Annotated in this window: 18 protein-coding genes; 11 read left to right on the top strand and 7 right to left on the bottom strand. The window is 62.3% G+C overall.

All coding sequences use genetic code 11. The features are described 5' to 3' along the window. Positions 1-263 precede the first annotated feature (263 nt). Genes guaB through NKH21_RS28525 form a run of 3 tightly spaced genes read left to right on the top strand, consistent with a single transcriptional unit; the run spans position 264 to position 2,785 of the window. Complete coding sequence (gene guaB / locus NKH21_RS28515; protein ID WP_352662893.1) at positions 264-1,766, top strand: IMP dehydrogenase; 1,503 nt, start codon at positions 264-266, stop codon at positions 1,764-1,766. 31 nt (positions 1,767-1,797) lie between these two features. Continuing rightward, positions 1,798-2,337 (top strand): hypothetical protein, encoded by a 540-nt coding sequence (locus NKH21_RS28520; RefSeq protein WP_352663363.1) that lies wholly within the window; start codon positions 1,798-1,800, stop codon positions 2,335-2,337. 28 nt (positions 2,338-2,365) lie between these two features. Beyond that, a complete protein-coding gene (locus NKH21_RS28525; protein WP_352869192.1) occupies positions 2,366-2,785 on the top strand; it encodes an MAPEG family protein in 420 nt (139 codons plus the stop codon). 12 nt (positions 2,786-2,797) lie between these two features. Here NKH21_RS28525 and rnd read toward each other — a convergent pair whose 3' ends face one another. Both rnd and NKH21_RS28535 read right to left on the bottom strand, forming a co-directional pair. Further along, positions 2,798-3,949, bottom strand: a complete 1,152-nt coding sequence (gene rnd, locus NKH21_RS28530) for a ribonuclease D (protein WP_352662887.1) — start codon at positions 3,947-3,949, stop codon at positions 2,798-2,800. Between the two features lie 73 nt (positions 3,950-4,022). Then, on the bottom strand, positions 4,023-5,270 hold the full coding sequence (locus NKH21_RS28535; RefSeq protein WP_023674455.1) for an MFS transporter: 1,248 nt from the start codon (positions 5,268-5,270) through the stop codon (positions 4,023-4,025). 259 nt (positions 5,271-5,529) lie between these two features. On the opposite strand from NKH21_RS28535, the gene NKH21_RS28540 reads away from it, so the two are divergent. The 4 genes from NKH21_RS28540 (at position 5,530) to aspS (ending at position 10,588) form a co-directional block, all read left to right on the top strand. Then, positions 5,530-6,798: an ABC transporter substrate-binding protein gene (locus tag NKH21_RS28540; RefSeq protein ID WP_352662882.1), complete on the top strand. Its 1,269-nt coding sequence runs from the start codon at positions 5,530-5,532 to the stop codon at positions 6,796-6,798. A gap of 68 nt (positions 6,799-6,866) precedes the next feature. Then, positions 6,867-7,739 (top strand): carbohydrate ABC transporter permease, encoded by an 873-nt coding sequence (locus NKH21_RS28545; RefSeq protein ID WP_352869211.1) that lies wholly within the window; start codon positions 6,867-6,869, stop codon positions 7,737-7,739. Positions 7,740-7,758: 19 nt separating this feature from the next. Next, positions 7,759-8,583, top strand: a complete 825-nt coding sequence (locus NKH21_RS28550) for a carbohydrate ABC transporter permease (protein WP_352662879.1) — start codon at positions 7,759-7,761, stop codon at positions 8,581-8,583. A gap of 214 nt (positions 8,584-8,797) precedes the next feature. After that, on the top strand, positions 8,798-10,588 hold the full coding sequence (aspS, locus tag NKH21_RS28555; RefSeq protein ID WP_352869214.1) for an aspartate--tRNA ligase: 1,791 nt from the start codon (positions 8,798-8,800) through the stop codon (positions 10,586-10,588). A 76-nt stretch (positions 10,589-10,664) separates the two neighbouring features. On the opposite strand, the gene NKH21_RS28560 is transcribed toward aspS, so the two are convergent. Next, positions 10,665-11,858 carry an aq_1923 C-terminal domain gene (locus NKH21_RS28560; protein WP_352662876.1) on the bottom strand — a complete coding sequence of 398 codons (1,194 nt, stop codon included), beginning with the start codon at positions 11,856-11,858 and terminating at the stop codon, positions 10,665-10,667. Positions 11,859-12,227: 369 nt separating this feature from the next. Here NKH21_RS28560 and parC point away from each other — a divergent pair, with 369 nt between their 5' ends. Next, positions 12,228-14,480, top strand: a complete 2,253-nt coding sequence (gene parC / locus NKH21_RS28565; RefSeq protein WP_352662873.1) for a DNA topoisomerase IV subunit A — start codon at positions 12,228-12,230, stop codon at positions 14,478-14,480. 250 nt (positions 14,481-14,730) lie between these two features. Beyond that, entirely contained in the window at positions 14,731-15,951 is a 1,221-nt protein-coding gene (locus NKH21_RS28570; RefSeq protein WP_352662870.1) for an AI-2E family transporter, read from the top strand. On the opposite strand, the gene NKH21_RS28575 is transcribed toward NKH21_RS28570, so the two are convergent. The 3 genes from NKH21_RS28575 to NKH21_RS28585 all read right to left on the bottom strand — a co-directional run bounded on the left by NKH21_RS28575 (position 15,939) and on the right by NKH21_RS28585 (position 18,332). Further along, positions 15,939-16,835, bottom strand: coding sequence for a DMT family transporter (locus tag NKH21_RS28575; protein ID WP_352869198.1), 897 nt, complete (start codon positions 16,833-16,835; stop codon positions 15,939-15,941). The genes NKH21_RS28570 and NKH21_RS28575 overlap by 13 nt on opposite strands. A gap of 123 nt (positions 16,836-16,958) precedes the next feature. After that, positions 16,959-17,723: an arginyltransferase gene (locus NKH21_RS28580; protein ID WP_023717252.1), complete on the bottom strand. Its 765-nt coding sequence runs from the start codon at positions 17,721-17,723 to the stop codon at positions 16,959-16,961. Between the two features lie 138 nt (positions 17,724-17,861). Then, entirely contained in the window at positions 17,862-18,332 is a 471-nt protein-coding gene (locus NKH21_RS28585) for an RDD family protein (protein WP_352662864.1), read from the bottom strand. A 211-nt stretch (positions 18,333-18,543) separates the two neighbouring features. Between NKH21_RS28585 and sthA the strand changes: the two genes are divergently transcribed. Beyond that, on the top strand, positions 18,544-19,932 hold the full coding sequence (sthA, locus tag NKH21_RS28590; protein WP_352662861.1) for a Si-specific NAD(P)(+) transhydrogenase: 1,389 nt from the start codon (positions 18,544-18,546) through the stop codon (positions 19,930-19,932). Positions 19,933-19,941: 9 nt separating this feature from the next. Here sthA and NKH21_RS28595 read toward each other — a convergent pair whose 3' ends face one another. Further along, positions 19,942-20,616, bottom strand: a complete 675-nt coding sequence (locus tag NKH21_RS28595) for an alpha/beta hydrolase (protein WP_352662858.1) — start codon at positions 20,614-20,616, stop codon at positions 19,942-19,944. Positions 20,617-20,832: 216 nt separating this feature from the next. Here NKH21_RS28595 and NKH21_RS28600 point away from each other — a divergent pair, with 216 nt between their 5' ends. Continuing rightward, the gene (locus tag NKH21_RS28600; protein WP_352662856.1) at positions 20,833-22,008 is read left to right on the top strand and encodes an OpgC family protein; all 1,176 of its coding nucleotides are present in this window, start codon (positions 20,833-20,835) and stop codon (positions 22,006-22,008) included. Positions 22,009-22,018: the final 10 nt, after the last annotated feature.

The raw sequence follows: 22,018 nt of genomic DNA on the forward strand, positions 1-22,018 counted from the left end.
TTGCTTGCCGGCCTCGGGGGCCAAACCGACAGCTAGGGCGGTTATCATGGCTTGGCCCGGATGTCGCATTAATTTGCTGTCACGTTTGTGCGAACCGCAAGTCTTGCCGCACCTGCGGCAAATACAGCTTTGCCACTACACAACCATCGGCTTTTCAACGGCGACGGGACGTGTTACGAGCCAGCGCCAATCCTGAAAGGGAAGAAGACGAGTCGGCGCTGTCCATCAGGGCGAGCGCCTTTCCTGCATTCCGAGGGCTGGCCATGGCAAAAATCATCGAGACGTCCACCGGCGCATTGGCGCTCACCTTTGACGACGTGCTGCTGCAGCCGGGTCATTCCGAGGTTATGCCCGGCGAGACCGACATCCGCACCCGCATCGCCGGCGACATCGACCTCAACGTGCCGATCCTGTCGGCCGCCATGGACACGGTTACCGAGGCGCGGCTTGCGATCGCCATGGCCCAGGCCGGCGGCATCGGTGTCATCCACCGCAATTTCTCGCCGGCCGAACAGGCCGAGCAGGTGCGGCAGGTGAAGAAATTCGAATCCGGCATGGTGGTCAACCCTGTCACCATCGGTCCCGAGGCAACGCTTGCCGATGCGCTGGGTCTGATGCGCACCTACAGCATCTCGGGCATTCCGGTGGTCGAGAACGGCGGCAGCGGCGGTCACACGGTCGGCCGGCTCGTCGGCATCCTGACCAACCGCGACGTCCGCTTCGCCTCCGACCCGGCGCAAAAGGTCTATGAACTGATGACCCGCGAGAACCTGATCACGGTCAAGGAGAACGTCGATCAGGACGAGGCCAAGCGGCTGCTCCATCAGCACCGCATCGAGAAGCTGGTTGTGGTCGACCGGGACGGCAATTGCGTCGGGCTGATCACGGTCAAGGACATCGAGAAGTCGCAGCTCAACCCGCACGCCACCAAGGATGCGCAGGGACGCCTGCGCGCCGCCGCCGCCACCAGTGTCGGCGATGACGGTTTCGAGCGGGCCGAGCGCCTCATCGACGCCGGCGTCGACCTTCTGGTGATCGACACCGCGCACGGTCATTCGCAGCGCGTCCTGGATGCGGTGACGCGGGCCAAGAAGCTGTCCAACTCGGTTCGCATCCTGGCCGGCAACGTCGCGACCGCGGAAGGCACCTTGGCGCTGATCGATGCCGGCGCCGACGCGGTCAAGGTCGGCATCGGACCGGGTTCCATCTGCACCACCCGCATCGTCGCCGGCGTCGGCGTGCCGCAGCTCTCGGCGATCATGTCAGCGGTCGAGACAGCGCATAAATCGGGCGTCTCGGTCATTGCCGATGGCGGCATCAAATATTCGGGTGATCTCGCCAAGGCGCTGGCCGCCGGCGCCAGCGCGGCGATGATCGGCTCGCTGCTGGCCGGCACCGACGAGAGCCCGGGCGAGGTCTATCTGCACCAGGGCCGCTCCTTCAAAGCCTATCGCGGCATGGGCTCGGTCGGCGCGATGGCGCGCGGCTCCGCCGATCGTTATTTCCAGGCCGAGGTGCGCGACACGCTGAAACTGGTCCCGGAAGGCATCGAAGGGCAGGTCCCATACAAAGGACCTGTGTCTGGCGTGCTGCACCAGCTTGCAGGCGGCCTGAAAGCCGCTATGGGTTATGTCGGTGGCCGCGACCTTGCCGATTTCCGCGAGCGCGCCACTTTTGTGCGGATATCCAATGCCGGACTTCGTGAAAGCCACGCCCATGACGTCACGATTACCCGCGAAAGCCCGAATTATCCTGGCGGAGCCTGACCGTCATGCGTCCTGGCGCAATCTGGCGGCAATGATCCTGCGGCTGTCGCGCCACGCGGCCGCACTCTGTGTCGCCGCCGTGGCGGTTTTCATCATCATGACGGCGATGGAGTTCCTCTATTTTCGCCAATTGAGCGGCGGTCTGCCGTCGCTCGACATGCGCTATGCCGGTTTCACTCCGGATGAGGGCATGGCCTGGCTAACGGCCCTCGGCCGGCGCGGCAGCGAGATTATTCTCGTCTGGCATTACCTGACCTTCGACCTGCTGTTTCCGGCGCTGCTGTCGCTGACGATGGTAAGCCTGATCCTGGCCACGGGCCGGCGGCTGAAGAATTTCCGTGCACTGCCTGCGCAAACCCAGTCGATATTCGCGGTTGTGCTGGTGCTGCCCTACCTGCTTACCGACTATGCCCAGAACATTGCCGTGGCTCGTCTTTTGTCCGATTTTCTGTCGGCCAATCCGGATTCGCTATCCTTCGCCTCGGCGCTGATCGTCACCAAATTCGCCCTGCTGGCGATACCGGTGACCGTCATTGCGGCTTTCACTCTGATGGCTCAGAAACGGCCTTGAAGGGTGGGTGACAACGACAGGGGGCGTCTTGAACCAGACCGCGATCTTCTGGCCGATGCTGGCGCAGGTGCTGCTGGTCTATATCGTCTATGTCGTAATGGGCCGGCGCCGCCATGGCGCGGTCAGATCGGGCGAAGCCAAGACCGGCCAGTTCAAGACGCGCTCGACGGAGCCTGGGTCCAGTATCACCGTCGCCAACAATCTGAGCAACCAGTTCGAACTGCCGGTGCTTTTCTACGTCTTATGCTTGACGCTGCACGTGACCAATAGCGTCAATTATCTGACCTTGGCACTGATGTGGATCTTTGTAGTCTCCCGCTATCTTCACTCATCGATCCACTTGACCAGCAATCGGCTAATCTTGCGTAGCAGGGCATTCTACCTGGGCGCGGTAGTTCTTGCACTTGGCTGGATATGGCTGGCGCTGCATCTGCTCGGCTTGGTCTGAGCAAGCTCAAGGCTACAAATCGAACACAGCGATTTTGCGCTTGTCGAACCTGATGGCGAGTTCGCCGCGCACCAGCTTGAGCGCGGCCTCGCCGAAGACGGCACGCCGCCAGCCCTGCAATGCCGGCACGTCGGCTTCCTCGCCCTCGGCAGCGATGCGGTCGATGTCGTCACTGGAGGCGAGTACCTTCGATGCGACGCCCTCCTTTTCTGCAACGATCCGCAGCAGCACCTTCAGCAACTCCGCCGCGGCGCTTGACCCCTCCGGCGGCTGGAAGCTCTTCGGCAGCTTCGGCATCTCTTCCCTGGGCAGGGCAAGGGCAGCGTTTACCGCGCCAAGCAGTGCCGTCGCCGTCGACGAGCGCTCCCAGCCCTTCGGCGTGGTACGCAGCTTGCTCAGCGCCGCAGCGTCGCGCGGCGCCTGCTGCGCCACTTCGTAGATCGCATCGTCCTTGAGCACCCGGCCGCGCGGCACGTCGCGCTCGCGCGCTTCGCGTTCGCGCCAGGCGGCCACCGCCTGCACGATCGCCAGTTCCTGCGGCTTGCGCAGCCGCATCTTGAGCCGCTTCCAGGCATCCTCGGGATGCGGATCGTAGGTCTCGCGCGAGGTCAGCACGTCCATCTCCTCGTTCAGCCAGTGGGCGCGGTTTTCCCGCACCAGCTCGGCGCTGAGATGCTTGTAGACCTCGATCAGGTGGGTGACGTCGGCGAGCGCGTAGTCGAGCTGCTTTTCGGACAGCGGACGGTGGCGCCAGTCGGTGAAGCGCGAGGACTTGTCGAGCCGCGCGCCGGTGATGCGCTGCACCAGCTGGTCGTAGGAAACGCTGTCGCCGAAGCCGCAGACCATCGCCGCGACCTGGGTGTCGAACACCGGATGCGGCACCAGATCGCCGAGATGCACAATGATTTCGATGTCCTGACGCGCCGCATGGAAGACTTTGACGATCGCCTCGTTGGCCATCAGCCTGAAGAACGGTTTCAGGTCGATGTCGGCCGACAGCGGATCAATCAGCGCCGTCACCCCGGGCGCTGCCATCTGGATCAGGCACAGGATCGGCCAGAAGGTCGTTTCGCGAATGAATTCGGTATCGACGGTGACGAATTCCGCCCTTTCGAAAGCGGTAATAGCGGTCTCGAGTTCTTTCTGGGTGGTGATGACGTGCATCAAATCGCTTTTGGCAAGGGATAGGGTCTCTTTCAATTTCAGCCGCGCGCGCTTTCGTCAAGCGCAAGCACCTCTATCCAGGCTTTGCAGGTTCATCGGGATCGGCATTCCGCTTCGCCAACCGGGCAAAAACCGTCGACGTGCGCAACAGCGCCGTAAAACGGCTGCGATGGGTGGCCGGCACGGCGGAGCGCGCCTGCATCCGGTAAAGGATGACGGCCACGAAGATCGCATAGACGGTGGCGCTGAACACGAACAGCGCGCTCGGCCCGAAAAATTGCATCACCGTCGAGGCGGCGAACGGGCCGCCGATGGCGCCGAAGGAATAAAACAGCATCAAGGCTGCATTGATCAGCACGAACTCGCCCTTGTCGGCGCGGTCGTTGGAATGCGCCGCCGAAAGCGAATAGAGCGGCATGGCGAAGCAGCCGAAGATGAAGACGAGCAGGAAGTTGAGGAACGGACTGCCGCCGGCCACGAACGCCAGCGCCAGTGCCGCCACCATCGCACAGCACGTCGTCATCAGCAGCACCGAGCGCCGGTCCCAGCGGTCGGAGAGATAGCCAAGCGGGTACTGGATGATGGCGCCGCCGAAAATGCCGACGCTGACGAAGGTGACGACGTCGGCGACCGACATGCCGATCTGCTCGGCATAGACCGGCGACAGGGTGCGGAAGGCGCTGTTGGTGACGCCGACGGCGATACAGCCGAAGCAGCCGAGCGGCGAGATCCGCCAGACGCGCGCCAAATCGAGCTTGACGTCTTCCGGCGGCGTAGGATTGGAGCGGTCGCCGAGCGAAACCGGCACCAGCGAAACGGTGATCATCATCGACATGATGGCGAAGATGGCAAAGCCGCCGGCGCCAAAGATCGGGATCAGGAACTGGGCGCCCGTCACCGAGCCGATGTCGACCATCCGATAGATGGCAAGCACCCGCGCCCGGTCGGTGTTGGTGACACCGGAATTCAGCCAGGCTTCCATGATGGTGAACAGGCCGGCAAAGCAGAACCCGCCGGCAAAGCGCACGGCGCACCACATCACCGGATCGATGACCAGCACCAGCAGCAGCGTTCCCGCCGAGGCGATCGCCGCCAGTGCCGAAAAGGCGCGCACATGGCCAACGGACTTCATGATGCGGGTCACGGCAAGGCAGCCGAGCAGGAAGCCGGCGAAATAGAACGTGCCCATCAGGCCGATCGAGGAAGCGGGAAAACCTTCCTGCGCACCACGCAGCGCAATCAACGTGCTCTGCAGGCCGTTGCCGCCGAGCAGGATGCCGGCGGCGATCAGGAGGGGGATCAGCGGGCGGATGGAAGACATGAAGGAAAGCCTGTCGTTGATCCCTTCTTGAACCATCGCCTTCGCCAATGCCAGCGGCAATTCCCGGTGGCGTTGGGCCAGCCGAGGGCAACCGCGTGGCTCCGGACGCTCCGCGTTGGGAACCAAGGCGTATCTTTGTAGTTCAGTGCTGGTGGGCGAATACGCGTCTTGTGAGCTGCCGGTGTGCGGAGACGGTGTCGGGCATTGACGCGTCCGTTTCTGCTGCCCGGCCTGAAGCTCCAAAGGGAGGTCCGCCATCATGAAATTTCATCCCGCATTTGCTGCATTTGCGGTGGCCGCAGTTCTGACGGCTGGGCCGGCGCGGGCTGTCGACCTCGCCATGGTGTCCGGCGACACCGGCAACGGCCAGAGAATCCTTCGCGAGATCCTCGATCAATACGAGAAGAAGACCGGCAACAAGGTTAGCGTCGTTCCGCTGCCGCCCTCGGCGACGGACCAGTTTGGCCAATACCGGCTCTGGCTCGCCGCCGGAAGCAGCGACGTCGATGTCTATCAAACGGACATCATCTGGGCCCCCCAGCTTGCAAGGCAGTTCATCGACCTGACCGAAGCGACCAAGGATGTCGTTGGCGCCCATTTCCCATCGATCATCAAATCGCAGACCGTGGACGGCAAGCTCGTGGCCTTGCCGATATTCACCGACGCTCCGGCGCTCTACTATCGCAAGGATCTCCTCGACAAATACGGCGCCAGGGTCCCGGCCAGCTGGGCCGAGCTTGCCGACACCGCCAAGCTTGTCATGGACAAGGAGCGCGAGGCCGGCAACAAGGACATGTGGGGCTTCGTTTTCCAAGGCAACGCCTATGAGGGGCTGACTTGCGATGCACTCGAATGGGTGAAGTCGAACGGCGGCGGCCAGATTATCGAACCGGACGGCAGGATCTCCATCAACAATCCGCAAGCAGTTGCGGCGCTGGAAATGGCGAGGAACTGGGTGGGAACCATCTCGCCGCCCGGCGTTCTGGCCTACCAGGAAGAAGAGTCGCGCGGTGTCTGGCAGACCGGCAACGCCGTCTTCATGCGCAACTGGCCCTACGCCTACGCGCTTGGCAACAGCGAAAGCTCCCCCATCAAAGGCAAGTTCGAGGTGACCACGCTGCCGCCGGGGTCGGGTGAGGGCGCGCGCCCGGCAGCAACGCTTGGCGGCTGGAATCTCGCGGTTTCCAAATATTCGAAGAACCCGGATGCAGCGATCGAGCTGGTCAAATGGATCGCCTCGCCTCAGATGCAGAAGTACCGCGCCTTGAAGGGGGCATATCTGCCGACCATCGAGGCACTCTATGACGATGCCGACATCGCCAGCGCGCAGCCGGTGATTCCGCGCTGGAAGGAAGTCGTCATCAACGCGGTGCCGCGTCCCTCGGCCCAGGCCAAGAGCCGGTACAATGAGGCATCGAGCGAGTTCTGGACCGCCGTCCACAACACCATTTCCGGCGAGGGCGCAGCCGCCGACAACCTTGCCGATCTGGAGTTCTCCTTGACCAGGCTCAAGGGCACCGCCTGGTGACCTCGCCGCGCTCAGGCTCGCTGCTAGCGCGTCAGCGTACGCGCTCGGCATGGCTGCTGCTTGCCCCGATGCTCATCGTGCTCGCCGCCGTTGCCGGCTGGCCGTTGATGCGCACGATCTATTTCGGCTTCACCGATGCCTCGCTCGCCGATCTGGAAGCCCGCCGCTGGGTTGGCTTCGCCAACTATTTCTCCGTTCTGCAAATGCCGAGCGGCCGCGTCGTCTATGACGGGCTGCTCGCCGATCCGGTCTGGTGGCGCGCTGTCTGGAACACGGTGCGCTTCGCGGTGATTTCGGTGACCTGCGAGACGGTGCTCGGCATGATCGTCGCGCTGGTGCTCAACGCTAAGTTTCGCGGCCGCGGCATCGTGCGCGCCGCGATCCTCATCCCTTGGGCGATCCCGACGATCGTCTCGGCGAAAATGTGGCAGTGGATGCTCAACGACCAGTTCGGCATCATCAACGACGTCCTGCTCAAGCTCGGCCTGATCAGCACAAAAATCGCCTGGACGGCCAGCGCCGACACGGCGATGGTCGCCGTTTTCGTTGTCGACATCTGGAAAGCGACCCCGTTCATGGCGCTTCTCATTCTCGCCGGCCTCCAGATGCTTCCACAAGAAATCTACGAAGTCGCCAAGCTCGACGGCGTCGGAGCGTGGAGAATTTTCTGGAAGATCACCTTGCCGCTCATCCGGCCGGCGTTGATGGTGGCCATGATCTTTCGCGGTCTCGATGCCCTGCGCATCTTCGATCTGATCTACGTGCTTACGCCAAACAACTTACACACGAAGTCGATGTCGGTGTTTGCCCGCGAGAGCCTGTTTGAGTTCGACAAGTTTGCCTACGGTTCCGCTGCCTCGACGCTGCTCTTCCTCATCCTCGCTTTGCTGACCATGCTCGTTCTGTGGCTCGGCCGGATAAGACTGGACAAGGACTATTGATCATGTGGAGCTGCTGACCATGTGGATCGTCAAGCGCACGGCCTTCTACCTCCTCGTCGCCGTCATCGTCGTGGTCGCGGTGTTCCCGTTCTACTATGCCATCATCACCAGCCTGAAATCGGGGACGGCGCTCTTCCAGATCGACTATTGGCCGACGACGATTACCTTCAGCAACTACAGGACCGTGTTCACCGAGGGGACCTTCCTGCGCAACCTCGTGAACTCGCTGTTCATCTCGAGCGCTGTTGTCGTCATTTCGCTGTTCCTGGGCGTCACCGCCGCCTATGCGCTGGCGCGCATCCGCTTCCGCGGCCGCTCGGCTCTGCTCCTCATTATCCTGTCCGTCTCGATGTTCCCGCAATTGGCGGTGCTTGCCGGTCTTTTCGAGTTGATCCGCACCTTCGGCCTCTACAATTCGCCGTTCGCGCTGATCTTGTCCTACATGATCTTCACCTTGCCGTTCACCGTCTGGGTGCTCACCGCCTTCGTTCGCGACCTGCCGATCGAGCTGGAGGAAGCGGCAATCCTCGATGGCGCCACGCCCTGGATCATCATCAGCCGCGTCTTCCTGCCGCTGATGTGGCCGGCGCTGGCGACCACCGGGCTTCTCGCCTTCATCGGTGCGTGGAACGAGTTCCTGTTTGCCCTGACGTTTACCTCCAGCAACGAGCAGCGAACCGTGCCTGTGGCGATCGCGCTGCTCTCCGGCAACTCGCAGTTCGAGATCCCGTGGGGCAACATCATGGCCGCATCGGTGATCGTCACCGTGCCGCTTGTCGTCCTTGTCCTGATCTTCCAGCGCAAGATCATCTCCGGTCTCACGGCGGGCGGGGTGAAGGGGTGAGTGCATAGTTGAACTGCCGGCACGGAGCAGCGAACTCAGGTTAACGCCTCTGGCATAAATTGATGCCGGTGGGACAGGGACGGGAAGAACGCTAACTCGACCCGGCCGCCGCTTGCCTTGACAAATGCACCCTCTCATGTGCTTTTCGCGCAAATTTTCAGGCTGGGCCATCATGCCTTGGCCGCAACCCAACATCCGGACTTTAAGAATGACAATGCATCGTTACCGCAGCCATACCTGTGCCCAATTGAGGAAGGCGGACGTCGGCTCGACCGTGCGCCTGTCGGGTTGGGTGCATCGCGTGCGCGACCATGGCGGCCTGCTGTTCATCGATTTGCGCGACCATTACGGCCTGACGCAGATCGTCGCCGATCCGGATTCGCCCGCCTTCAAGATTGCCGAGACGCTGCGCGGCGAATGGGTCGTCCGCGTCGACGGCGAGGTCAAGGCGCGCCTCGCCGACACCGTGAACCCCAATTTGCCGACCGGCGAGATCGAGATTTTCGCGCGCGAGATCGAGGTGCTGTCGGCGGCCAAGGAATTGCCGCTGCCTGTCTTCGGCGAGCCGGATTACCCGGAGGACATCCGCCTCAAATACCGCTTCCTCGATCTGCGCCGCGACACGCTGCACAAGAATATCGTCGCGCGCACGAAAATCATCGCCGAGATGCGAAAGCTGATGGGCGAGGTCGGGTTCACCGAATTCTCGACGCCGATCCTGACCGCCTCGTCGCCGGAAGGGGCGCGCGACTTTCTGGTGCCGTCGCGCATCCACCCCGGCACTTTCTACGCGCTGCCGCAGGCACCGCAGCAGTATAAGCAGCTGATCATGGTGTCCGGATTCGACCGCTACTTCCAGATTGCGCCGTGCTTCCGCGACGAGGACCCGCGCGCCGACCGTCTGCCGGGTGAATTCTACCAGCTCGACGTGGAGATGAGCTTCGTCGAGCAGGAGGATGTGTTCACCACCATGGAGCCGGTGATGCGGGGGGTGTTCGAGACCTTTGCCGCCGGCAAGCCGGTGACGCAGAAGTTTCCGCGCATCGCCTATGATGTCGCCATGCGCAAATACGGCACTGACAAGCCGGACCTGCGCAACCCGATCGAGATGCAGGCCGTCTCCGATCATTTTCGCGATTCCGGCTTCAAGGTATTCGCCAACATCCTTGCCAACGATCCGAAGGCCGAGGTCTGGGCTATTCCGGCCAAGACCGGCGGTTCGCGCGCCTTCTGCGACCGCATGAACTCATGGGCGCAAGGCGAGGGCCAGCCAGGGCTGGGCTATATCTTCTGGCGCAAGGAGGGCGAGAAGCTTGAAGGCGCCGGGCCGCTGGCCAAGAACATCGGCGAGGAGCGCACCGAGGCGATCCGCCAACAACTCGGCCTTGCCGATGGCGATGCCGCCTTCTTCGTCGCCGGCGATCCGAAGAAATTCGTCTCCTTCGCTGGAGCGGCGCGCACCCGCGCCGGCGAGGAGCTCAATCTTGTCGACCGTGATCGCTTCGAATTGTGCTGGATCGTCGACTTCCCGTTCTTCGAATGGAACGAGGAGGAGGAGAAGATCGACTTCGCGCACAATCCGTTCTCGATGCCGCAAGGTGGCATCGATGCGCTTAACGGCGAGGATCTGCTCGGCATCAAGGCGTTCCAGTACGACATGGTCTGCAACGGTTTCGAGATCGCCTCGGGCGGCATCCGCAACCATCTGCCGGAAACCATGGTCAAGGCCTTCGAAACCGTCGGGCTGGACCGCGCAACGGTCGAGGAACGCTTCGGCGGCCTTTACCGTGCCTTCCAGTATGGCGCGCCGCCGCATGGCGGCATGGCGGCCGGCATCGACCGCGTCGTCATGCTTCTGGTCGGCGCAAGGAACCTGCGCGAAGTGACAATGTTTCCGATGAACCAGCAGGCCTACGATCTGTTGATGAACGCGCCGTCGGAAGCCAGCCCGCAGCAGCTTCGCGAATTGTCGCTGCGCGTCGTGGCGACGAAGAAAGAGCTTTAGGAAACGCTCCGAACCGGTTCTGTTGAGTCATGAAAAAGCCCGGCATCGCTGCCGGGCTTTTGCTTTGGGATCTCGGTCAGTCTTCGTTCGCCGTAACCGTCACGCCGAGCGTTTTCGGCAGGTCGAGCGGGTTGGACATGGCGCCCGCCATGATCAGCGCGAACGGCACCGCTGCCGGCGGCTCGGCCGAGACCTCGATGCTTTGCGGATCGTCGAGGAACTTGTTGACCGCGGCCGAAACCTGCGCCGTCAGTTCCGGATTGTTGAGCTGCGCCATGCCGAAGGGTACGATCGCCTTGGCCTGGTTGGCGATGTCCTTGCCGGACATGCCTTGCTGCTTGCCGGCATAATCGAGCACCTTTTTGGTCAGCGAATCGTCGTCGAAGCGGATCGAGGCGCTGTTGAACGAAAGCTGCTGCAGCAGCCCGAGCATGGCCATGCCTTGCGCGGAATTGTCGGCGCCTTCGGGCTGCGCTGCCATCTTCTTCTGCATCTCCTGCATTGATTTGATGACGTCCAGCGTGTAGCCGCCGAGATCGAAGGTCATGCCGAGAGTGCCGGCATTGTCGACCGATATTTCGTATTTCGACAAGTCCATCCTGCCGTCGGTAGGCTGCCAGGTGCCTTCCATCTCAAGATTGCCTGATATGTTCTGGTAGCCGAGCGCGTTGATGACTTCCTTGGACTTCGGATCTTCGACCAGGGTCAGGTCGGCAGTGAATTTTTCCGTAGTGCCGGAAAACTCCATGGCCTTGCCGTCGGCCGGCGGCGTGATTGCGATGGCAAGCCCGTCCATCGAGAACGCTGTCTTGTCGGCGACCTTGACGGTCATGTTTTCTAGCTCCGCCGATTTGTACATCATCAGCGAGCCCAGCGGACCGGTTGCGCCTTCGGCCGGAACCGTCATGTCGTGGATGACGAAGGGGCTGAGATTGAGCGTGACGCCGTCTTCGCTGTGTTCGAACGGCGACGTCGATACGGTCGCGATTTGATAGCCGCCATTGGCTTCGGTCACCCCTTCGAGCTTGACGTCGCCGATCTTGAGCGCCTCCTTTTCGGCCGCCGGTTTGACCGCTACGCCTTGCAGAACCATGCTGGAAGTGTCGCCGGTTACTCCGGTCCAGGAGAGGTCGACGCCCTGGGCGGCGAGGGCAGCCTTCAGCCGGTCGGCGACCGCGGTATCCTGCGCGAACGCCGCATTCAGCGGCAGCGTCAGCAAAAAGGTCGAAAAAGCCAGTCTTTTAATAAGTGTCGAGTGTCTGATCGTCATCGAGAGCTCCCCTGAGAGTGTCCTGAAATTCTTTTCAAATCGTCGCGTCGTCACCATTCGGTGACGAACTGGACCGGAAAAAGGCGGGCCTCGGCACAATGGTCGAAAATCGCGGCCAAAGGCAAACCCGATCCATCAGGCTTGCGATAGAAGCAGGATGTAACGGATTGATGTTGGCCGGCGTCGCGACGCTTCCAATTCCTGTTGCATAATGGATGTCGCGCAAAAATGTGCAGCGGTTTTGCGATAACGACATGCATCAAAACAGGACCTAAAGCGTCGCATGGGGCCGGTAGAACGCTATGCGCTTTAGGAGCACGCATACCGGTGCCTCTTGCCGCGAATCACCCGCTCGGCTAGTGCCAGCCCATGGGAAAAAGGCTTTTGCCGCCTGAAACTGGCGGCGGCGACAATATCGAGCCGGTCGATCTGAAGAAGGCGCTGGAAGAGCGCTATCTCGCCTACGCGCTGTCGACCATCATGCACCGGGCGCTGCCGGATGTGCGCGACGGGTTGAAGCCGGTGCATCGTCGCATCATGCATGCCATGCGCCTGTTGCGGCTTAACCCCGACCAGGGTTTTGCCAAATGCGCCCGCATCGTCGGCGAGGTGATGGGCAAGTTCCATCCACATGGCGACCAGTCGATCTACGACGCGTTGGTGCGGCTGGCGCAGGATTTTTCGATGCGCTACCCGCTGGTCGACGGGCAGGGCAATTTCGGCAATATCGACGGCGATAATGCCGCCGCCATGCGCTACACCGAAGCGCGCATGACCGAAGTGTCGACGCTGCTTTTGGAAGGCATCACCGAGGACGCGGTCGATTTCCGCCCGACCTACAACGAGGAAGACGAGGAGCCGGCGGTGCTGCCCGGCGCCTTCCCGAACCTGCTCGCCAACGGCTCGTCCGGCATCGCCGTCGGCATGGCGACCTCGATTCCGCCGCACAATGCGGCCGAACTCTGCGACGCCGCGCTTCACCTGATCGATCATCCGGATGCGCCCGTCACCAAGCTGATGGATTTCGTACAAGGTCCGGATTTCCCAACCGGCGGCATTATCGTCGATAGTCGTGCCTCGATCCTCGAAGCTTATGAAACCGGCCGCGGCGGCTTTCGCGTCAGGGCGAAATGGAACCAGGAGGACCAAGGCAGGGGCACCTGGAACATTGTCGTCACCGAAATCCCTTACGGCGTCCAGAAGGCCAGGCTGATCGAAAAGATCGCCGAGCTCTTGATGGCGCGCAAGCTGCCGCTGCTCGAGGATATCCGCGACGAGAGCGCCGAGGACATCCGCGTCGTGCTGGTGCCGAAGAGCCGCTCGGTCGATCCCGGCATCATGATGGAATCGCTGTTCAAGCTGACCGAGCTCGAAAGCCGCTTTCCGCTCAACATGAACGTGTTGTCGCGCGGCAAGGTGCCGAACGTGCTGTCGCTGAAAGGTGTGCTCAAGGAATGGCTGGAGCACCGCCGCGACGTCCTGATCCGCCGCTCCAAGCACCGCCTCGGCGAGATCGAAAGGCGGCTTGAGATCCTCGCCGGCTATTTGATCGCCTACCTCAACATCGACGAGGTGATCAGGATCATCCGCGAGGAGGACGAGCCCAAGCAGGTGATGATGGCCCGCTGGTCACTCACCGACACCCAGGCTGAAGCCATCCTCAACATGCGGCTGAGGGCGCTGCGCAAGCTCGAGGAATTCGAAATCCGCGAGGAATTCAATGGCCTGACCGGCGAGAAGAAGCAGATCGAGGCACTGCTTGCGTCCGACGCCAAGCAGTGGGCGACGATCAAGTGGGAAGTCGCCAACGTTCGCCAGAAATACGGGCCTGACACCGAGATCGGCAAGCGACGCACAGAGTTCGCAGATGCACCCGAACATGACCTGACCGATATCGCCCATGCCATGATCGAGCGCGAGCCGGTCACCGTCGTCGTGTCAGAAAAGGGCTGGCTGAGGGCCATGAAAGGTCATCTGACCGACCATTCGGCCCTGACCTTCAAGGAAGGCGACAGCCTCAAGCTCGCCTTCCACGCCCAGACGACCGACAAGGTGCTGGTCTTCACCACCGGCGGCAAGTTCTACACAATCGGCGCCGACCGTCTGCCGGGCGGGCGTGGCCATGGCGAGCCGATCCGCATCATCGTCGACATGGACAACGACCAGGATATCGTCACCGCCTTCGTCCATGATCCCAAGCGCAAGCTGCTGCTGGTGTCGCATGACGGCAACGGTTTCATCGTGCCGGAAGAGGAAGTTGTCGCCAACACCCGCAAGGGCAAGCAGGTGATGAACGTCAAGGCGCCCGACGAGGCCCAGCGCTGCGTGAGCGTCGCGGGCGACCATCTCGCCATTGTCGGCGAGAACCGCAAGATGCTGGTGTTCCCGCTGGCCGAGATCCCGGAGATGGGGCGCGGCAAGGGCGTGCGCCTGCAGAAGTACAAGGATGGCGGTGTTCTCGACCTCAAGACCTTCACGCTCGCAAGCGGCCTGTCCTGGCAGGATTCGGCAGACCGCACCTTCATCAAATCGCGTGACGAGCTTGCCGAATGGATCGGCGCCCGCGCCTCGGCCGGCCGCATGGTGCCGAAGGGATTCCCGAGGACTGGCAAGTTCGGGTGAAGCGGTAATCTCCCCCCTTGAGGGGGAGATGTCGCCGAAGGCGACAGAGGGGATCGGAACATCCAGACGCGACCCTTATCGCAGACAGAGGAGGCTGGCGTCTCACGCGCGGCGACCCCCTCTGGCCTGCCGGCCATCTCCCCCTCAAGGGGGGAGATTAGCAGCTGCACCCAAACATTTGGAATGTCGTCACGATTGCTGCACTATATCAGTGCATAAGCCATGCGATGGGCCAGGGAGAGTTGGGCGCTTGAAGGAAGTCAGGATACAGAAGCCGGAGCGGCAGCAGCGCCTGTTTGGCCTGTCGACGCCGCTCAGGGCCGCTGTCATTCCACCGCTCTCGGCGGCGCGCTGGCTCCTGGTGCTGATCGTTGCCGCCGGCGTTTATTTCTTCCACGGCTTCCTGTTTCCGGTCCTTGCCGCCCTGGTGATCGCTTTCGCCAGCTGGCCGCTCTATCGGCGGCTGCTCGCCGGCGTCGGCGGCAACCGCACGATTGCGGCGACGCTTGCGATCTTGTTCATCCTGACCTTCCTGGTGGTGCCGATCGCGCTTGCCGGCACCTACGCCATCAATGAGGTGCGCGAATGGGTCAACTGGGCGATCGAGACCAACCGCTACGGTGCGCCGACGCCGCACTGGATCGCCACCATGCCCGTGGTGGGCGAATGGCTCAATGAACAATGGACGGTCAACGTTGGCCACCCCGGCGGCATCGGCGAACTGATCCAGCTGATCAGTGGCGCCAATATCGGCAGCATCTATCGCGGCGTGCTTGCCGCCGGCGGCAGCGCCTTCGGCCTTTTGCTGACGCTGCTGTTCATGATGATCGCGCTGTTCTTCGCCTATCGCGACGGCGAGCATTTCGCCGGACAGGTCGATCGCCTCGGCGAACGCATCCTGCCGGCCAGATGGGAGCGGATCTCACGCGTGGTGCCGGCGACGATCTCCTCGACGGTGACCGGCATGACCGTTATCGCCATCGGCGAAGGGCTGGTACTGGGTATCGCTTACTGGTTGGCCGGCGTGCCGTCGCCGGTGACGCTCGGCGCGCTGACCGGCATCATGGCGCTGATCCCCGGCGGCGCACCGCTGTCCTTCACGCTGGTCTCGATCTATCTCGCCGCCAGCGGCTCGCCGATGGCGGGGCTGGCGCTGTTCGTCTGGGGTGCGGTCGAACTCTTCATCGTCGACAAGACATTGCGCCCGAAGCTGGTCGGCGGGCCGATAAAGCTGCCCTTCCTGCCGACTTTTTTCGGCCTGATCGGCGGCGTCAAGACAATGGGCTTTCTCGGCCTGTTCATCGGCCCGGTGCTGATGGCCCTGCTCGTCGCAATCTGGCGCGAATGGCTGCGCGAGGTGGAACTGACCGATGAGCTCGTTGCCGCCGAACCGGCGGCGCTCGATGACGCGCCGCCGCAGATCGAAATTGTCGCCGAACGCGCCACCGCGAAAAAGAATCAGGCCGGGTGACTGACGGCGAACGTGGCGCGGCGTTTGCGCCCCTCGTGCAACTGCCAGAGCGAATGGCCGATTAAGGTCATGATTAGGATCGCGCCGCCGATCAGGCTGTTGCGCGACGGCGTTTCGGCGAAGATCATCCACACCCAGACCGGTGCCAGCACGGTTTCAAGCAGGTAGAACATCGCCACCTCCGGCCCGGAGATGTATTTCGGGCCGTTGGCGAGGCAGAAGAACGAGATCGGCATGATGACGGCACCGTTGAAGACGATCCACCACGGCGCGTTGACATGAAAACCCACCTTGGAAACCATCAGGCTGGCGACGGCCAGCGGCAGGACCACTCCGATCAGCGCCGTGAAACCCATATCCTTGCCGCTGGCACGCGAGATGGTGATGGCCGCTGCGATCATGAAAGCCGAGCATAGCGCCATCAGGTCGCCGAAGAGATGTCCGGTTCCGACGGAATCGCCGACAATGATCGTCACGCCGACGATCATTAACGCCAGCGCTGCAAGCGTCAGCGGCCGTGGCCTCTCCTTCAGGAACAGCCATGACAAAAGGGCCGCGAACATGGTTGTGAAGGCCAGGATGAAAACGAGGTTAGCTGTCGAGGTGCTGTAGACGCCGGTGATGAAGGCGATCGAGCCGAGCCCGTAGAGGCCGGCAACGATGAGCCCTGACCAGCCCGGGATAAGCTGCGGTGCCTTTGCGCTCAGCGAGCGCCAGACGGCCCAGATGATGAGTGTGGCGACGAAGGTTGTGCCGGTGCGCAACAGCAGGATCGTCCATGCCTCGCCGTCGGCGAGCCGGATCAGCGGAATGTCGACGGTCAGCCTAAGCCCGCCGATGGCGGTGATCAGAAGGCCTCTCTGGTGGTCATTGTGGGAAGACATGCGGCAATTCTCGCGTAGGCTTGGAGGCGCAAAATTGACCCGCCCGGTGTTCCAGCCGATCGGCCGGAAGCCCAGCGGGCATCCTCCTCGAAACAATTTAAGGGTGAATACCGAAGGCAGGAATCAGCGCGAAACCGCTTCGTGATTGTAGCGTTCCCAGCCTTTCGGGCCGAGATGCTCCTGCGGCTGGAAGCGCATCTTATAATTCATCTTGCGCGAGCCGTTGACCCAGTAGCCCAGGTAGACATGGGGCAGGCCCATCGCCCTGGCGCGGGCGATGTGGTCGAGGATCATGAAGGTACCGAGCGAACGGTCCTCGAAGTCCGGGTTGAAGTAGGAATAGACCATCGACAGGCCATCGGCCATCTTGTCGGTGAGGGCCACGGCGATCAGTTCGCCCTGGCCCTTGCCGGTGATGAAGCTGTCGGGTCCGCGGCGACGGTATTCGATGACCTTGGTGTCGACATGGGTATCCTCGACCATCATGGCGTAGTCGAGCACGGTCATATCGGACATGCCGCCACGGCGATGGCGGGCGTCGAGATAGCTGCGGAACAGCGAATACTGTTCGGTGGAGGGTTCGGCGTCGTGCATGGCGCCGACCAGATCCGAATTATGCTGTATGACCCGTTTCATGTTGCGGCTGGCGGTGAATTCCTGCGCCAGGATGCGCACCGACACACAGGCGCGGCAGGTCTCGCAGGCCGGCCTGTAGGCGATGTTCTGCGACCGCCTGAAACCGCCCTGCGTCAGCAGATCGTTCATCTCGGGGGCCTTGTCGCCGACCAAGTGTGTGAACACCTTGCGCTCGAACTGGCCCTCGAGATAGGGACATGGCGAGGGCGCGGTCAGAAAAAACTGCGGCGACTGGGTCGGGTGCTGCGTCATCGAGCCTTGGAAACACTCCTGCGAATCGCTCTACCTTTGGCGCGGACGCCGAAAAATTCAACAGGATTGTGAAAGCCTGGTTGATTGGACGTCTTCACATTTGTGCGCAAAGGCTGCGGCCGCGCTTCAAAAGTCTGCTCAGAGGCCGCTGCGGCTGACGACGGTGCCGAGCAGCAGGTCGTGCAGCGTGCGCTTGCGGTCGGAAAACAGGCTCACCAGCAGGACCAGCGGTGAAAGGATGACATTGCCGGCCCAAAACAGCACCGAATGCACGACGGCGGTCAGCCCGTCGATGGGGCTGCCGTCAAGTCGGTCGAGCCGGATGCCCATCATCTTCATGCCGGTGGTGGCCTGGTCTTTACTGCCGAGCGTGTTCCAGATGTAGAGGATGGCGACGGCCGGCACGAGAATGGAAAACAGCATCCAGCCGAGGCCGAGCGTCAACAGCCCGAACAAGAATACCAGGATCGCGAATGGAATGGTGAGCAGCGCGACGATGAAATAGTCGATGACGAAGGCGAGAATGCGCCGCGTGCGCACGCCCTCATAGGCGCGGACATCTTCGAGCCTGCTGGTGATGATTTCGCCATCGAGAACGCGAGCGTTCATGTCATTTCCTCGTAATCGAACCCGGGTTAAGGCACGGGCCGCTTCTTGGTGAAATGGTGAAGGTTCCCGGCGGAATCAAGATCGAGCCTTTCGCCGCCGTGTAGATGGCGACGGAGCGTCTGGTGCCGTCTGACTTGTTGAATTCATGGCGCGGATAGCGTTAGCTTGCTGCGGCGCAACAAAGGGCGCCGAGCCGAGGGGACGGGGCGACATGGACTACGATATGCTGGTCATCGGCAGCGGCCCATCCGGGCGCCGCGCCGCGGTGCAGTCGGCCAAGCTCGGCAAGTCGGTGCTGGTGGTCGACAGGGGCCGGCGTCTCGGCGGCGTGTCGGTGCATACCGGCACCATACCGTCGAAGACGTTGCGCGAGACGGTGCTCAACCTCTCCGGCTGGCGTGAGCGCGGCTTTTATGGACGCGGCTACCGCGTCAAGCAGGACATTTCGGTCGGCGATCTGGTCGAGCGCCTGCACAAGACGCTCGACCATGAGGTCGAGGTGCTGCAGCACCAGTTCATGCGGAACACGGTCAAGAGTGCGCGCGCCGCGGTAAAATTCCTCGGCCCCAACAAGGTCAGCCTGACCACCGACACCGGCGACTACAGCGAGGTTGGCTTCGCCCATGCGCTGATCGCGGTCGGCACCCGGCCGCACCGGCCGCGCGACGTGCCGTTCGACAAGACACGGATCTTCGACAGCGACGAGATGCTGGAACTCGACCGCCTGCCGCGCACGCTGACGGTGATCGGCGCCGGCGTTATCGGGGTCGAATATGCGACGATCTTTTCGGCGCTCGACGTGCCGGTGACGCTGGTCGAGCCGCGTAACACAATGTTGGATTTCGTCGACCGCGAGATCGTCGACGACTTTATCCATCAGATGCGCGACCGCGGCATGACGATCAGATTAGGCAGCGCCGTCAAGGAGATCGCCTCGAAACCCGACCACGCCGAGGTGACGCTGGCCGACGGCCGCACCATACGGTCCGAGATCGTGCTTTACGCTGCAGGGCGTACCGGCAATGTCGGCAGCCTGGGGTTGGAAGCGGTCGGCATCGAGGCCGATCCCAGGGGCCGCATCAAGGTCGATCCGCAAACGTTCCAGACCAGCGCGCCCAACATCTATGCCGCCGGCGATGTCATCGGCTTTCCGAGCCTGGCCTCGACCTCGATGGAGCAGGGCAGGGTGGCCGCCTGCCATGCGTTCGGCGTGCCCTTGCCGCCGCCGCCCGAAACCTTTCCCTACGGCATCTACGCCGTGCCGGAAATCTCCACTGTCGGCCAGTCGGAGGAGCAGGTGCGCGAGAGCGGTGCTGCCTACGAGGTCGGCGTGGCGCGGTTTCGCGAGACATCGCGCGGCCACATCATGGGCGTCAACACCGGCTTCCTGAAGCTTCTGTTCTCGATCGAAACACGCCGTCTGCTCGGTGCCCACATTGTCGGCGAGGGCGCGACCGAACTCATACACATTGGCCAGGCGGTGATCAATCTCGGCGGCACTGTCGACTTCTTCGTCAACAACACCTTCAACTATCCGACGCTGGCCGAGGCCTACAAGATCGCCGGGCTGGACGCCTGGAACCGCATGGGGCGAGCGTAGCCTCGAGGCTCATCGATCTGACGCTGCAACGGCGACTGCAGGATCCGCCAGCCATTGCCTGACGATCTCGGCGTCCGGATCGCCGATTTCATGGCCGGAGGCAGTGGTGTGGGTCTCGACCTCGGCGCCATGCGAGCTCAGTAGAGCAGCCAGCGCCGGCGCGAATGCCGCGTAGGTCAGGTCTGCGGCGCCGGCGATGATCAACGCTCGCGCCTTCGACAGGTCTGCCGGCGGCACCTCGTCGAGCACCGGCATCGGACGCAGCAATGCGGCGCGCTCGATCAGGCCCGGACGCAGCAGCATGACGCTCGAGATCAGGTTGGCGCCGTTCGAATAACCGACAAAGGTCGCGCGGCTGAGATCGAAGCGGCGGCGCTTCGCGATGCCGTCGACGAAGCCCGCGAATGCGTCCGCCTCAGCATGGATGCTGGCCTGTTCGAAACGCGTCGGGGTGATTCGCGTGAACCAGCGGAACCCGTCCTCCTGAGGGATGCGGCCACGGACCGCAACCAGCGCCGCATGCGGCGCGATTTGCCGACCAAGCGGCAGCAAGGTCGTCTCGTCTACACCCGATCCATGCAGCAGGAACAGCCAGTCACCGGGTAGATTGGCGGGTCGATGTAGCCGGTAGAAAAAGCCTGAATTTTCCTGCAAAATACCGTCTTCGAGGCTCTCCTCGGCCATCGTCACATCCTTTTGATTTCGCGTTACTTTCGTTAATTTGCCGGCTTCAAAACGAAATATTTTCAAGCTCCGCGAAAGTTGATTGAACCGGGCGCATTTCAGTCCGTTTCTTTGCCGATATAATCCCCGCGGGAGGGATCGAAGCAGTGTGCGCCGGGTGGTCGCCCGAGGGGTCGCATGCCAGGCATAAACAACCAGCTTTAAGGCCTTTTATCGATGACCATGCCAGTTTCGCCGGAACGCGATACGCGTATTGACGTGTTCCGGGCTCTCGCCCTCCTGACCATCTTCATCGACCACGTGCCGGGCACCGTTTTTGAAACCCTGACCTATAAGAATTTCGGGTTTTCGGATGCGGCCGAGGCCTTCGTGCTGATCTCCGGCATGTCCGTCGCTCTTGCCTACGGTACCAAATTCCAGCCGGGAAACCGGCTGGTCGCAACGCTGAAGATGTGGCGCCGCGCCGGCGTGCTCTATGTCACTCACATCGTCACGACGATGGTGGTCATGGCCATCTTCTGCGCAGCGGCGGTGTTTGCGAAACGGCCGGACCTTCTGACGCTGATCAACATTGAGCCGCTCGTCAGGAACCCGCCGCAAGTCCTGGTCGGTATCGTCACGCTCGGCCATCAGCTCGGTTACAACAACATACTGCCGGTCTATGCGGTGCTGCTGTTGATGGCGCCGGCCTTCCTGCTGTTCATCAGTTATCGGCCACTGGCTGCGCTTGCCGTGTCCGCAGCCCTTTGGCTGGTTGCCGGAATCTACCAGATCGCGCCGCCGAACTATCCGGAGCCTGGGTTCTGGTTCCTCAATCCGTTGTCATGGCAATTGCTGTTCAATATCGGCATGGCCAGCGTGTTGCATGTGCGGCGCGGCGGCACCATCCCGGTCAATCGCTGGCTGGTCGGCGCGGCGGCCGCCTACGTGCTGACGGCGCTCGTCTGGGTGCACAGCCCGTTGTGGGGGCATGTGTCATGGCTCGACCTGCCGGTGGTGCTGACCGGTTTCGACAAGACGTTCCTGTCGTTGCCGCGGCTGCTGCACATCCTGGCGATGAGCTATCTGGTCGTCGCCTTGCCTTTCGTCTCGAACCTGTTCCGCACCGGTCGTGACAATCCGCTCGCCATATTGGGCAAACGCTCGCTGCCGGTTTTCATTGCCGGCACGGTGATTGCCATGGCGGCGCAGGTGATGAAGCTGATCAACCCGGGCGGCATTGCCTATGACAGTCTCCTGCTCGCCGCCGGCATCGCCATGCAGTTCGCGCTCGCCTTCTATCTGGAGTGGCTGTCCGCCATCGGCTGGTCCGGCAAGGGCAAGCCGGTCCGCAACGAGGCGCCGCCTGTCCGTCCATCCTTTGGCATCGGTCCCATGGCGGCCAATAGATGAGATTTGGAGC

Origin of the sequence: Mesorhizobium sp. M1329 (genome assembly GCF_040318035.1) — a bacterium.
Lineage (GTDB): Bacteria > Pseudomonadota > Alphaproteobacteria > Rhizobiales > Rhizobiaceae > Mesorhizobium.